Source organism: Bacillus cereus group sp. BfR-BA-01356 (genome assembly GCF_022663635.1).
GTDB classification, from domain to species: domain Bacteria; phylum Bacillota; class Bacilli; order Bacillales; family Bacillaceae_G; genus Bacillus_A; species Bacillus_A cereus.
Genome location: NZ_JAKUFX010000014.1, coordinates 14,310 through 26,521, shown reverse-complemented (window position 1 = coordinate 26,521; position 12,212 = coordinate 14,310). Strand labels below are relative to the sequence as shown.

Genomic DNA, 12,212 nt, shown 5'->3' with positions numbered 1-12,212 from the left:
TAGAAATGATATAAGAAGGAGGTTTTTTTATGAGTATATTTCGCTCGAAAAACTCGCGGTTTCGAAGGGGACCTATTGCCTTTCGGTATATACTGCTTATGTCGTTTATTCTTTTTATTATATTACTTACGCAAGGGTTGTGGATTGTGAATAATAATATTCAGCCGACCTTAATTAAATATGGGGAAGTAGAGACGCATAAAATGGCGACGGCAATTATGACGAAGGCAGTAAAGGATCGAATTAATGAAGGATTCGATGTAGATTCATTAATGAAAGTACAGAATGATAAAAACGGAAAAGTATCTACAATTAATTTAAATACAAAGCAAGTAAATGAAATCGTAACGTCAACGACCACGTACATAGAAAAATATTTGCAGCAAGTAGAACAAGGGAAGTTGAAGGAGCTAGGTATTTCTGAAAAAAACGGGGCGACTATGGCAGTTCCTTTTGGGCGTGTAACTGATAATGCACTTCTTGGTAATATAGGACCGGATATTCCGATTCATTTCACGCCAATTGGGCATGTGAATACAAATATTAAACAAAAAATTGAGCCGCATGGGATTAATACTACAGCAATTCAAATTGTTATGGAAATGGAAGTAACATTGCAAGTAATTATTCCATTTCATACGAAAGAGATAACGGTGAAACAAAATGTTCCGATTGCGACGCGTATCGTTCAAGGGGAAGTGCCTACGTATTATGGAAGTGGAAGTGTTGCTGTACCTGATAAAAAGAAAACAGATAGTTAGTTGTAAATAAAGTGAAACCCGGCTCAGCCAGGCTTTTAATGGATAAAAAATAACCGTAGCAATGCAGCTACGGTTATCGTTTTGTATTTGCTCGTTCTTTGCGTTCCCAAAGGCTTAAATGCATGTATGGATCGAAGGCCCATTCTGTATAGCCATTGTCTTTATACATGCCAAAATGTAAGTGGGGCGGAAATTTTCCGGCTGTACCAGGAGGTCCATAACCAGTGCTACCAACAAATCCGATTACTTTCCCTGGCTCAACAATTTGTCCAAGCTGTATTTCTTTTGAGAACCCGCCTAAATGAGCGTAATAATGGTAATTGTTATGAAGGTCGCGAATACCAATGCGCCATCCACCAAGGCGGTTCCAACCTTTCGTTTCAATAATGCCATAGCAAGTCGATCTTACTGGCACGCCATATCCGGCGAAAATATCTGTTCCTTCATGAATCCTTCTACCCCCAAAACTTCTTCCAGCGCCGAAAGTACTACGGTAGCTATGGTCACTACGGATCGGAAGAGGAAAAGCATTTCCTTCTAAATTAATACGTCCATAATGTTTATAAATTTGGGCATATTCGCTAATTAAATCAACTGTTTTTGCACGCCTATAATATTCCCAGAGCATAATTTTAATACGGTCTTCTGACGTTCCTTGTTTCCTTAAAATAGTCGCTGCGGTATGCAGAAGATCACGGTCGCTATTTGCATTTGCAAATCCATCTTTGTCACCATCTAAACCTATTCCGCCAAATAGAGAAATTGTATGGGGGAGAGTATCGTTACTATTAATAGGTCCAGCCCATATTTCTGGTTTGAAATAAAGGGAAATGATGGCATCTGGTTTTTTCGGAATATCTTTTCTTACGCTCCGTATATTTCTTTCATATTGATCCATTGCAGCTAAGTAATACCATGGAATGCCTGAAGACTGCTCGGTTTCTTTATATAGTGCCATGCGCTTTTCGTATATGCTTTGCTGATTATCTTCACCGTAAGCGATGTTTTGGTGGAGAAGAAAACAAATAGAAAGCAAAAGAGAAATTTTTCGAAGCATGAAATAGACTCCTTTCACAACATCACTCTTTTTAGTGTGGGATATACGGAGTATTTCATTATAGGGAACGATTGGAAAAAATCTTAGAATCTTCATTTGAGCAAATCGCTTTCATACGTTAGAATAGATATGTTACATTGAAAGAAGCGAACACGGTAAACTATTTCATATTGTGCGGAGTTGATAACCATGACAAAACAAACAGAATATAAGCGCAAGCCCGAATGGTTGAAAATTAAGTTAAACACGAATGAAAACTATACAGGCTTAAAGAAAATGATGCGTTCTAAGAATCTTCATACCGTTTGTGAAGAGGCAAAATGTCCGAATATTCATGAATGCTGGGCTGTAAGAAAAACAGCAACATTTATGATTTTAGGTGCGGTTTGTACACGTGCTTGTCGTTTTTGTGCGGTTAAAACAGGCTTACCAACTGAGCTTGATTTACAAGAACCAGAACGCGTAGCAGATTCAGTAGTACAAATGGGCTTAAAGCACGTTGTTATAACAGCGGTTGCACGTGATGATTTAAAGGACGGGGGAGCAGCTGTTTTTGCTGAAACAGTACGCGCAGTACGTCGTAAAAACCCATTCACGTCTATCGAAGTATTACCATCTGATATGGGTGGAGTAGAAGAAAACTTAAAAATGTTAATGGATGCAAAACCAGATATTTTAAACCATAACATTGAAACAGTACGTCGATTATCTGACCGAGTTCGCGCTAGAGCAAAATATGAACGTTCATTAGAGTTTTTACGTCGAGCGAAAGAAATGCAGCCTGATATTCCAACTAAATCGAGCATTATGGTGGGCTTAGGTGAAACGAGAGAAGATTTAATTGAAGCAATGGATGACTTACGTGCAAACAATGTGGATATTTTAACTCTTGGGCAATACCTACAACCATCTAAGAAGCATTTACCAGTTCTTAAATATTACCCACCAGCAGAATTTGCAGAGCTTAAAGAAATTGCACTTAGCAAAGGATTTAGCCACTGTGAAGCTGGCCCACTTGTGCGTTCTTCTTACCATGCGGACGAGCAAGTACGTTCTGCAAAAGAAAAAACAGCAGAAGCTAAATAATGAAAAAAAGAGAGCTAATGATTAGCTCTCTTTTTGTTTGTACTCTAAAACGGTATTTGGACATGTTAATAAAATCTTTTTTAATTCTTCTGTGGATAATTCAATTGTAAATTCAGGAACACCAGGTGTAATTAAAATTTTATCGTACGTATAAATAGCGTTATCCACAATAATTGTTACATCGTGTGAATATCCGAAAGGAGCCACACATCCCGGCGTACAACCAGTTTTGTCTCGCAGTTCATCAGGAGAACAGAGAGATAAGCGTTCTCCTGATAGTTCTTTCATCTCGCCCCGGTTGAGCCTTGTGCCCTCTAACGTAAAAAATACGTAATAATCTCCAGACTTTGATTTTAAAAATAAGCTTTTACTTGGAGTGCCTTGTAAGCCAAGTCTCTCACGTACGATCCGATCGGTCTCATAATCGAGTACTGGTTCGTGTTCGAATTTTTCATAAGAAACATTTGTTTTATGTAGTAAAGCAAGTACGTCTTCGTACATATGAAATGATACCCCTTTCTATTGTTAGAACAGTCTCTTCTCGTGGCGTCAACTGAATGTTTTGGAAAGGGATATTACTTGGACGATGCTTCCCATAAGCGTTTTATGATACATTGTTCGTCGATTGTAATTTCGTAAATATCAGGATTCGTTAAAGTTCTCCATTCATTAAAGCCAATCGTATGATCAAAATGCTTTAAAATGAGTGTAAGTAAATTGCCATGTGTAACAAGTAGTGTTGTCGTATGGTTTAATTGTAAAACGTCTTGAATAAGCGATAGGGCCCGGTCTGTTGCTTGTTTTGTTGACTCTCCGCCTGAAAAGGCAATATCTATATTTGTAAAAGTAGATTCTAGTTTTTGCATCCAATCATCCATTGGAATGTTGCTCAATATGCGTTCAGTTAATCGTTCATCTTCTTGGATAGATAAGTTAGCTTGGAGCGCATAGGGCCGAATGGAATCGATAGCTCGGACAAATGGGCTTGAAATAATATGATCGATTTGTAGATGATTTTCTAAGAGGAATGTAGCAAGGGTGTTTGCTTGGTCTTTTCCATCGGTCGTTAATTCATCATCACGTTTTTGCCCAATTGCTGAACAATGTCGTATTACAATAATTTTCTTCATAATTCATCCCCATCTTTCAAGTTGACGCTATATACTTCGACAAATGTAGAAATAATTCCTTTTTATTGGAAACAGCATATTGATTTAAATATGTGGAAAAGTAATGTGGATAATGAACATTTGAGGTGCAATGATGAAAAAAATGATATGTATCGTATTCATTATTTGTTTTCTTGCGCAATTGTCCACAACATATGCAGAATCCAACCGAAAACTAAATTATCCAAGCAATCAAAATAAGTCATTTGTGAGTGAGGATGTTTTTTATAAACAGTTAGATAAGAAAATCTATAAAGAGTACAAAAATGCAGCATATAGTGTTCGTAAAAAAATTTCATTTAAAGAAGTGGCTGATGAGGAATTTTCTTTCCTGCAAAAAACAGCTGTCGGTTGTCGAAGTAGAGTGGTGCTTCAAGATTTTTTTGTTCACCATGATCGCCAAGTTTATTTTTTCGCTTCTTTTACTCAAAATGAAGTAGAAGAGTTCCATAAGTACATCGTTATAGATGCAGAAACAAAGAGGGAGCTGCAAGAAGGAAAAAGCTATCACCATTGCGACAATCCATAAAAAATAACCCACCAATCGGTGGGTTATTTTTTACTCCGGCACACTCATTAATTTCGCTTTCATCTTGCGAATAAGAACGACAGCCCCAATTGTGAAGAGAAGGGTAATTCCTTCGGCAACAAAGATATTGATTGTTTTTGTTTGGTAAAGTGCCGCGAAAAAGTCTACAAATGCGTGGAATAGTATAGCGTATACTAGGAAGATATATTTCTTCTGTTTGACTGCGTATAAAACAAGCATTGTAAAGGCGATTTGAAGCACGAGTGCCATAATTCTTTCTAAGCTACCAAGGAAGTATAAGTAGGCAGGTTGCTGAATTAACATGTCCTGTAAAATGCTAAGTTCGGGTTTTTGTTCAATCAGTCGAGCGAAGCTACCATCGTTAATAGAATTAGCAAAGATTAATGCTTGTAATGCAGAAAAACCGCCAATTAAAATAGATTCAATTCCGCCGTGACCAATTCCATAAGCGAAGCCATCTTTATATTCTAGATATTTTTTTAGTAAGAAGAAGAAGGCAACGAAGCGTCCTAATTCTTCAAAAATACCAGCAGTCAATCCGCCATAAATTGCGAAGACAAACGGATTTTCTAAAAATGGAGCGATTGTTGGATTACCGCGCATAAATAGGTGGAATGGTGTTTCAAGAATTTGGGTGAATCCGATAAAGATAAGAACACCAACGCCGACCACTTTCCAATTCATATTATATTTTTTACGGAAATAAACGAGTACGATAATTGGGACCAGAATCGAGACAATGAGTTGAAAAATGATGCTGGCAATTACAGTATTTGAAACCATACTTTCACCGCTTTCTAATATATGTACATATCTATTATGCATGAAATAGGGGAGAGATGAAACTTTTAGAAAGAAAATGAATTTACTTATTGACTCTAACGTTGCGTCATACTTTATCGTATGTACTAAGGGGGAGATACAAATGACAATGAGAGTAAAAGAAGTAGCTGATTTAGTTGGAATTAGTGTGCGCACACTGCATCATTACGATGAAATTGGGTTGTTAACCCCAGACGAGACGACAGAGTCTGGATATCGTCTGTATTCCAATGAAAATTTAGAGACATTGCAGCAAATTTTGTTTTTTAAAGAGCTTGGCTTCCCTTTGAAGAAAATTAAAGAGATTATCATGAGTCCATCATTTGATCGCGAAGAGGCACTACAGCTTCATAAGAAGATGCTTCTTGAAAAGCGTGCCAGATTAGATAAGGTGATTGCGACGATTGATAAAACAATTCAGCATACAAAAGGAGAGATTGAAATGACGAATAAAGAGAAATTTGAAGGATTCGATTTCAGCCATAACCCATATGAAGAAGAAGCACGTGAAAAATGGGGAGACGCAGCTGTAGATAAAGCGAACGAATATGCAAAAGGTATGTCAAAAGAGAACCAAGAGGAGTTTAATGCTATTTATAGAAATTTAGCAACGCTTAGACACGATGCACCAGATTCTAAAGAGGCGCAGGCAGCTATTAAAGTATGGTACGATTACTTGCAAAACTTCGGTGAATATTCGTTAGATGCTTTTAAAGGACTCGGTCAAATGTACGTCGCTGATGAGCGTTTTACGAAAAATATTGATAAGTTTGGTGAGGGATTAGCGCAGTTTATGTGTGATGCGATGGAGGTTTATGCGGATCGTAATAAAAAATAAAAAGTAAAACAGGTGGAGATTTTCTCCACCTGTTTTACTTTTTAATCATATCATTCAAAGTCTGATCTCCCGTATTGTTCAAATGAGGATTTTTACTCATTTCTCGTTTTAACATATCGAGGCTTTGTGTATATTCTGTATCATTTAATGCGCCAGATTGAAGCCCTTGAATTTGAGAAATCAACTTTTGGTCTGTTGATACATATGCTTTATAATAGCGAGGAACGATGGACAAAGCAGCTCTATATACTTGATCCGCTACGAGTTTTGGATCCGTTGTGTTTGCACGGTATACAACGAACACTTCATCATCAGTAACGAGTGTAGCAGCGTTTGTAACGTCAGGAAGTTTGACTGTCATGCTTGTAATCATTTCAGCGACCTTCTCGCGATTAATGGCCCCTACTTGTTTGTTAGATACTTCATGCTTTTGTTTAGAAGAATAACCGACTCTTGTGAGTCTTGTATTTGTATTTTCCGTATGATACATGTCGTTTTTATTGGAAACAAGAACACGGCTTCCTTCTTCACGTTCCATTTCAGCTTTGTTCGCTGATTGGCAGCCTGCAAATAAGGAAAGAGTGAGAAGGGAAAGTAAAATTTGTTTTTTCACGATGTATCACCTCCTTCTCCATAGCATGTACTAATTTGCAATTTTTTGTATTTGAAATTGTTGGTTGTTATGCTTTGTGATACGATAAAAAGAAGAATGCTTAGAGAGGAAGTTAATGATGGAGCAAAAGCAAGAGATTCATGCTACGGTGAGCATTAATAATGTTCAGTACGAAGTAATTAAAAACTTTCGTGACGGTTTTAGTGAAGAAGCATTTAAAGAGCGCTATGCAGAAATTTTAAATAAATATGATTACATCGTTGGGGACTGGGGATATGAGCAACTTAGATTGCGAGGATTCTTTGATGATAGTAACCAACGTGCGACATATGATACGAAAATTAGTACGTTAACGGAGTATTTATACGAGTACTGTAACTTCGGTTGCGCACATTTTGTATTACGAAAAGTGAAGAAATAAAAAAATCCTCTTACAATTGTAAGAGGATTTTTTCATAGCAGTTATACCAATTGTGAGGAGGCTGTTTACTTGAAAAATAAACAGCACCTCGACAAATATAATGATTCTTTTCATACAAATGCAATGAAACGGGATTGCCAGTGAAAGCATCTAATCGTATGCCCGTATAGTCTTTTCGTTTTGCTTCATTTTCCCAAAAGGATAAAAGTACTTTGCTATATCCTTTTCCTTGGGCGAAAGGATGGATGACGAAAGAGTGGACGATAAGAAAACATCCATCTGTTTCTGACCAATCAATAAGCGCGTATTCGGGAGATTGCCATTCGTTCAATACAACAGCACCAACAAGCGAATCATGCTCAAATAGGCAATAGAGTTCACCTTGTTCTAAGTGATAGGAAATATGTTCTCGAGTCGGATATGAATCATCCCATTGATAAATTTTCTTTTGTAAGAGTGCTTTTTTACATTCTGTATACATTGCATCTAATTCGTCTAATAAATTCATCGTACCTTTTCTCACATTTAGCATGAAACTCCCCCTTATAAACAAATTGAAATAGAATCGCCTTCAGAAAGTATTGTATTTGGTTTCATTTGTCGTCCGTTCAATTGAATATCCCCATTTTTAATTTTATCCACAATGCGTGTACGGCTCCAATCAGAGATATATGTGGATAATGCTTTATCCATTCGGTGGGAACCGAAAACGATGTCTAATACAACCGTGATTTCGGCTATGCCACTTTCTTTATGCTGTGTAATGGAAATAGTAGTACTTGTTTCTGTTTGGTCTTCCTGCGTCATATCGATTGTTTCTACATGATCAGTAAATGCTTTGTAAATACGTAGTTTTTGATTCCACGTATGATCTCTCGGACATTTATAAATAGCAAAGCGATATATATTTTTTCCATTAGCGTTATGCCTGCGAATATTTGTATCGGTAAATAGGGTAGTACGTCTGCAATTTTTACAATACTTTTCGATTGTGTTTTGCTCATTTTCATATAAACTCCAAGAAAGTTGTACTTTCTGCATTTTCCTTCACCTCTTATAGTAGTGGTAAAGGAACGTAATACAGCTATTTGGATGTCTTGTAGTATGAAGACATGATAAAAAGACAAAAATAAAAGGAGCTTCCCTTAGGAAGCTCCGTAAACATCATACTACAGATGCGTTACGCTCCTTTGTAATGGGAATGGGCAGACTACTCCCTTGTAAAAAGCACGGAGCTTTTTTGAGAGTAATGCTATCCAATTGCTGGTCCATTACAAAGTAAATGTCGGCATACGTAGATAACGTCCTTTCTATCCAAATAGATTTATTCTTAATTATAACATAGAAGATTGAAAATTCAAAACTCTTATAATGAAAAAACACCAGCTAAAATAGCTGGTGCATACGATAAATTATATAAGTTCAAATAAAAATGAGCGTAATTCTTCTGCAATTTCTTCAGTCATAGAAAATGCGTGCTCTAAGTAGCCTGGTTCGTTTAAATCGTCAGGACCGATGATTGCAAATTTATTACTTTGCATATCAAGGACAATTGTTTTACCGTAATGACGATCGGAGTATAAAAGCGCTAAATCGTGACGCTCATTTTCTCCCATAAAGCTAACGAAACGAGTTTTTGTAGCGACAGTATCGTCGTACAGAAAGAAACGTTCTTCCATACACATGGCTCCTTTATTAAATATCTAAGTTTAAGTGTGGTTTATGATCTAAATGGTGATGCGTTTTAATGAATCGTACTGTTCTTGTTTTGTAACGCATTACGATAGAGTATGTTTCAGCTAAATCTCCGCCAAGGAATTTAACACCGTCTAATAACTCACCAGCAGATACACCAGTTGCTGAGAAGATTGCATCATCCCCGGATACTAAGTCATCTAACATAAGAAGTTGACGAGGGTCTTCTAATCCCATTTCACGACAACGAGCTTCTTCTTCTTCGTTCATTGGAACTAAGCGAGCTTGCATTTCACCTTCAAGGCATTTTAATGCTGCTGCAGAAATAACACCTTCTGGAGCTCCGCCAATACCTACGAATAAGTCGATACCCGTTCCAGGTAGTGCTGTTGCGATTGACGCACCAACATCACCGTCACCAAATAATTTTACGCGTGCACCTTTTGCACGAACACGGTCAATAATATCTTGATGACGTTCACGTTCTTGAACGATAACTGTTAGATCGCGAATCTTTTTATTGTTAGCTTCTGCTACAATTTCAATTGTTTTTTCAATTGGATCATCTAAGCTAATTTTACCAGCTGCTTTTGGACCAACCGCGATTTTTTCCATGTACATATCAGGAGCATGAAGAAGGTTCCCTTTGTCTGCGATTGCAATAACTGCCATTGCATTTGCAAGACCTTTTGCAACGATGTTTGTACCTTCTAATGGATCAACGGCGATATCTACTTCTGGACCGTTACCTGTTCCTAGTTCTTCACCAATATACAACATCGGTGCTTCATCAAGTTCTCCTTCACCAATTACAACTGTACCTGCCATGTTTACTGAATCGAACATATCACGCATTGCTGTAGTTGCTGCATCATCTGCTTCATTTTTCTTTCCGCGGCCCATCCACTGTGCGGATGCTAAGGCTGCTGCTTCTGTTACACGGACAATTTCTAGTGCGAGTTCACGTTCCAAGATTCCATTCCTCCAATTTCAAAAATCATACAAATATAACTATAACAAATAACGGAGAAAAGGTGAATTCGAAAAATTGTCGATTTTTTCAGAAGAAAGCGTTACAATTAAAATGTAAATGCTTTAATTTCCAGGTAGGTGACATTCATGTATTTTGTAGACAGAAAGAAAATAGAACAAATGCTAGTATGTTTAGAACGAGCAACAAGTACATTTCAAGAGAAAAAGATATATGAAACCGAGTTTGAATTTTACGCATTAGAGCGCATAGCCCATCTTATTATTGATACTGTATTAGATGTCGGGAATGCGATGATTGATGGATTTATTATGCGCGATCCAGGAAGCTATGAAGATATTATTGATATTTTAATGGATGAGCGAGTGATAAGTGAAGAAGATGGACAAGGGATGAAAGAAATTATCCTTCTTCGAAAAATGCTTACGCAAGATTATATTCAAATGAATCATGATGAATTATATAAGACGATTCAAAAACATATTGCAGTGGTAGAGAAATACCCAGCAAATATTCGCAGTTATTTAGAAAAGGAATTAGGACCTGTATCTGCATTTGTACCAGAATAATTATGCTTATAAGATCCCCAGAGAATGCCTTTTGGGGATCTTATATTGTATGTGAGAAAGAAAAGGGAGAAGGGTGAAGTATGGGGGAAGCACGTACTACGAAAGACGAGATTGTACAATTGTTGAAAGTAAAGGGAGAGCACACGGTAGCGGAACTAGCTGACGTTTTAGAGATTACAGAAATGGCGATTCGAAGACATTTAAGTAATCTTGAGAAAGACGGACTCATTTATTCTAAGATGGTAAGGCAACATGTCGGAAGACCAACTTATTTGTATGGATTAAGCGAAAAGGGAGAAGATACATTCCCGAAAGAGTATAAGCAATTTGCGATTGATATGCTAGAAGATTTAGCTCGAATGGGCGATGAAAAAATACTTCGTTACGTTTTAAAAGAGAGAACGAAGCGAATGGAAGAACAGTTACAAAAGAGAGTGAGTAATCAAAAGAATTTAGCATATAAAGTGCAAGAGATAGCAGCTATGCAAGAGAAAAATGGTTATATGGTTCAAATAAAGAGAGATGGAGAGAAATCTTTCGTAATTGAAAAACAAAACTGTCCGTTAAAGGAAATTGCCGAGAGATTCCCGCAAGTGTGTGAAGATGAAAAAGAAATGTATAAGCGTTTATTTACGAACGCAGAAGTGAAAACGCTAGCAAATATGTGCGAGGGCGATTGTAGTTGTTCTTACCAAATAAAAGAGAAAAAATGAACGTTATGGGGCGCTTTAAGGTAAAGCGTTTTTTTCTTTTGGAAAAGCGGGTAATATAAGAGTGGTATGATAAGGTGAGAACGTTAGCATAGAAGGAGAGACATAATCGATGTATAAAGGTTACTTAATTGACTTAGACGGTACGATGTATCGCGGAGAAGAACAAATTGAAGAAGCAAGCGACTTCGTAAAAGCATTAGGAGAGCGCGGCATTCCATATTTATTCGTTACGAATAACTCAACTCGCAAACCAGAACAAGTGGCAGAAAAGCTTGTTCGTTTCGATATTCCAGCGAAAGCGGAGCAAGTATTCACAACGAGTATGGCGACTGCGAACTTCATTTATGAACGTAAACAAGACGCAACTGTATATATGATTGGTGAAGAAGGCTTACACGATGCACTTGTGGAAAAAGGATTTGAACTTGTGGATGAAAATCCTGATTTCGTTGTTGTGGGTTTAGATCGTGACATCACATATGAAAAATTAGCAAAAGCGTGTCTTGCTGTGCGTAATGGCGCGACGTTTATTTCTACAAATGGGGATATTGCCATCCCAACTGAGCGAGGATTATTACCAGGTAACGGCTCATTAACATCAGTTGTAGCAGTATCAACAGGTGTGGATCCAATCTTTATCGGAAAACCAGAATCAATCATTATGGAACAAGCTTTAAAAGTGCTTGGCATAGAAAAAAATGAAGCATTAATGGTTGGGGATAACTACGATACAGACATTTTAGCAGGAATAAATGCTGGTATGCATACCCTTCTTGTCCACACTGGAGTCACAACTGTGGAGAAGTTAACAGAATACGAAGTACAACCAACGCAAGTTGTGCATAACTTGACGGAGTGGATTGAGAAGATGTAATGAAATGCAGGTAGCCGGAAGAGGTTACCTGTTTTTTATGCATAATTGCATAT

17 protein-coding genes are annotated in these 12,212 nt (G+C 37.4%); 8 read left to right on the top strand and 9 right to left on the bottom strand.

The features are described from left to right. Nucleotides 1-29: 29 nt before the first annotated feature. Nucleotides 30-761, top strand: coding sequence for a sporulation protein YunB (yunB, locus tag MR168_RS07640; protein ID WP_012593364.1), 732 nt, complete (start codon nucleotides 30-32; stop codon nucleotides 759-761). Between the two features lie 73 nt (nucleotides 762-834). Here yunB and MR168_RS07635 read toward each other — a convergent pair whose 3' ends face one another. Continuing rightward, nucleotides 835-1,818: a M23 family metallopeptidase gene (locus MR168_RS07635; protein WP_000944665.1), complete on the bottom strand. Its 984-nt coding sequence runs from the start codon at nucleotides 1,816-1,818 to the stop codon at nucleotides 835-837. A 189-nt stretch (nucleotides 1,819-2,007) separates the two neighbouring features. Here MR168_RS07635 and lipA point away from each other — a divergent pair, with 189 nt between their 5' ends. Beyond that, complete coding sequence (lipA, locus tag MR168_RS07630; RefSeq protein WP_000166372.1) at nucleotides 2,008-2,904, top strand: lipoyl synthase; 897 nt, start codon at nucleotides 2,008-2,010, stop codon at nucleotides 2,902-2,904. A 21-nt stretch (nucleotides 2,905-2,925) separates the two neighbouring features. Here the strand turns inward: lipA and MR168_RS07625 are convergent, their stop codons facing one another. Both MR168_RS07625 and MR168_RS07620 read right to left on the bottom strand, forming a co-directional pair. Continuing rightward, the gene (locus tag MR168_RS07625; RefSeq protein ID WP_000272746.1) at nucleotides 2,926-3,405 is read right to left on the bottom strand and encodes a YbaK/EbsC family protein; all 480 of its coding nucleotides are present in this window, start codon (nucleotides 3,403-3,405) and stop codon (nucleotides 2,926-2,928) included. A gap of 74 nt (nucleotides 3,406-3,479) precedes the next feature. After that, nucleotides 3,480-4,034 (bottom strand): histidine phosphatase family protein, encoded by a 555-nt coding sequence (locus tag MR168_RS07620; protein WP_000721022.1) that lies wholly within the window; start codon nucleotides 4,032-4,034, stop codon nucleotides 3,480-3,482. 133 nt (nucleotides 4,035-4,167) lie between these two features. Here MR168_RS07620 and MR168_RS07615 point away from each other — a divergent pair, with 133 nt between their 5' ends. Then, a complete protein-coding gene (locus MR168_RS07615; RefSeq protein ID WP_242291223.1) occupies nucleotides 4,168-4,602 on the top strand; it encodes a hypothetical protein in 435 nt (144 codons plus the stop codon). A gap of 30 nt (nucleotides 4,603-4,632) precedes the next feature. On the opposite strand, the gene MR168_RS07610 is transcribed toward MR168_RS07615, so the two are convergent. Continuing rightward, on the bottom strand, nucleotides 4,633-5,448 hold the full coding sequence (locus MR168_RS07610) for a YhfC family intramembrane metalloprotease (RefSeq protein WP_002164635.1): 816 nt from the start codon (nucleotides 5,446-5,448) through the stop codon (nucleotides 4,633-4,635). Nucleotides 5,449-5,548: 100 nt separating this feature from the next. On the opposite strand from MR168_RS07610, the gene MR168_RS07605 reads away from it, so the two are divergent. Further along, nucleotides 5,549-6,283 carry a MerR family transcriptional regulator gene (locus tag MR168_RS07605; protein WP_000178775.1) on the top strand — a complete coding sequence of 245 codons (735 nt, stop codon included), beginning with the start codon at nucleotides 5,549-5,551 and terminating at the stop codon, nucleotides 6,281-6,283. A 34-nt stretch (nucleotides 6,284-6,317) separates the two neighbouring features. Here the strand turns inward: MR168_RS07605 and MR168_RS07600 are convergent, their stop codons facing one another. Further along, nucleotides 6,318-6,896 (bottom strand): YhcN/YlaJ family sporulation lipoprotein, encoded by a 579-nt coding sequence (locus MR168_RS07600; protein ID WP_000744132.1) that lies wholly within the window; start codon nucleotides 6,894-6,896, stop codon nucleotides 6,318-6,320. A gap of 118 nt (nucleotides 6,897-7,014) precedes the next feature. Between MR168_RS07600 and MR168_RS07595 the strand changes: the two genes are divergently transcribed. Then, nucleotides 7,015-7,317, top strand: a complete 303-nt coding sequence (locus tag MR168_RS07595; protein WP_000435943.1) for a YutD family protein — start codon at nucleotides 7,015-7,017, stop codon at nucleotides 7,315-7,317. Nucleotides 7,318-7,327: 10 nt separating this feature from the next. On the opposite strand, the gene MR168_RS07590 is transcribed toward MR168_RS07595, so the two are convergent. The 4 genes from MR168_RS07590 to glpX all read right to left on the bottom strand — a co-directional run bounded on the left by MR168_RS07590 (nucleotide 7,328) and on the right by glpX (nucleotide 9,984). Beyond that, nucleotides 7,328-7,849, bottom strand: coding sequence for a GNAT family N-acetyltransferase (locus MR168_RS07590; protein WP_086411338.1), 522 nt, complete (start codon nucleotides 7,847-7,849; stop codon nucleotides 7,328-7,330). Between the two features lie 11 nt (nucleotides 7,850-7,860). After that, nucleotides 7,861-8,358, bottom strand: coding sequence for a DUF1062 domain-containing protein (locus MR168_RS07585; RefSeq protein WP_086388940.1), 498 nt, complete (start codon nucleotides 8,356-8,358; stop codon nucleotides 7,861-7,863). Between the two features lie 371 nt (nucleotides 8,359-8,729). Beyond that, complete coding sequence (locus MR168_RS07580) at nucleotides 8,730-8,996, bottom strand: DUF3055 domain-containing protein (RefSeq protein WP_000392613.1); 267 nt, start codon at nucleotides 8,994-8,996, stop codon at nucleotides 8,730-8,732. Between the two features lie 16 nt (nucleotides 8,997-9,012). Further along, nucleotides 9,013-9,984 (bottom strand): class II fructose-bisphosphatase, encoded by a 972-nt coding sequence (glpX, locus tag MR168_RS07575; protein WP_000439090.1) that lies wholly within the window; start codon nucleotides 9,982-9,984, stop codon nucleotides 9,013-9,015. 147 nt (nucleotides 9,985-10,131) lie between these two features. Between glpX and MR168_RS07570 the strand changes: the two genes are divergently transcribed. From MR168_RS07570 to MR168_RS07560, 3 genes are all read left to right on the top strand, one after another. Further along, entirely contained in the window at nucleotides 10,132-10,572 is a 441-nt protein-coding gene (locus MR168_RS07570) for a DUF86 domain-containing protein (RefSeq protein WP_000274010.1), read from the top strand. 80 nt (nucleotides 10,573-10,652) lie between these two features. Further along, nucleotides 10,653-11,285 carry a helix-turn-helix transcriptional regulator gene (locus MR168_RS07565; protein ID WP_000503345.1) on the top strand — a complete coding sequence of 211 codons (633 nt, stop codon included), beginning with the start codon at nucleotides 10,653-10,655 and terminating at the stop codon, nucleotides 11,283-11,285. A gap of 109 nt (nucleotides 11,286-11,394) precedes the next feature. Next, complete coding sequence (locus tag MR168_RS07560) at nucleotides 11,395-12,159, top strand: TIGR01457 family HAD-type hydrolase (protein WP_000276467.1); 765 nt, start codon at nucleotides 11,395-11,397, stop codon at nucleotides 12,157-12,159. Nucleotides 12,160-12,212 lie beyond the last annotated feature (53 nt).

Coding starts and splice junctions, on each gene's coding strand:
- yunB (WP_012593364.1), top strand. CDS start 30: ATGAGTATATTTCGCTCGAAAAACTCGCGGTTTCGAAGGGGACCTATT.
- MR168_RS07635 (WP_000944665.1), bottom strand. CDS start 1,818: ATGCTTCGAAAAATTTCTCTTTTGCTTTCTATTTGTTTTCTTCTCCAC.
- lipA (WP_000166372.1), top strand. CDS start 2,008: ATGACAAAACAAACAGAATATAAGCGCAAGCCCGAATGGTTGAAAATT.
- MR168_RS07625 (WP_000272746.1), bottom strand. CDS start 3,405: ATGTACGAAGACGTACTTGCTTTACTACATAAAACAAATGTTTCTTAT.
- MR168_RS07620 (WP_000721022.1), bottom strand. CDS start 4,034: ATGAAGAAAATTATTGTAATACGACATTGTTCAGCAATTGGGCAAAAA.
- MR168_RS07615 (WP_242291223.1), top strand. CDS start 4,168: ATGAAAAAAATGATATGTATCGTATTCATTATTTGTTTTCTTGCGCAA.
- MR168_RS07610 (WP_002164635.1), bottom strand. CDS start 5,448: ATGCATAATAGATATGTACATATATTAGAAAGCGGTGAAAGTATGGTT.
- MR168_RS07605 (WP_000178775.1), top strand. CDS start 5,549: ATGACAATGAGAGTAAAAGAAGTAGCTGATTTAGTTGGAATTAGTGTG.
- MR168_RS07595 (WP_000435943.1), top strand. CDS start 7,015: ATGGAGCAAAAGCAAGAGATTCATGCTACGGTGAGCATTAATAATGTT.
- MR168_RS07590 (WP_086411338.1), bottom strand. CDS start 7,849: ATGCTAAATGTGAGAAAAGGTACGATGAATTTATTAGACGAATTAGAT.
- MR168_RS07585 (WP_086388940.1), bottom strand. CDS start 8,358: ATGCAGAAAGTACAACTTTCTTGGAGTTTATATGAAAATGAGCAAAAC.
- MR168_RS07580 (WP_000392613.1), bottom strand. CDS start 8,996: ATGGAAGAACGTTTCTTTCTGTACGACGATACTGTCGCTACAAAAACT.
- MR168_RS07570 (WP_000274010.1), top strand. CDS start 10,132: ATGTATTTTGTAGACAGAAAGAAAATAGAACAAATGCTAGTATGTTTA.
- MR168_RS07565 (WP_000503345.1), top strand. CDS start 10,653: ATGGGGGAAGCACGTACTACGAAAGACGAGATTGTACAATTGTTGAAA.
- MR168_RS07560 (WP_000276467.1), top strand. CDS start 11,395: ATGTATAAAGGTTACTTAATTGACTTAGACGGTACGATGTATCGCGGA.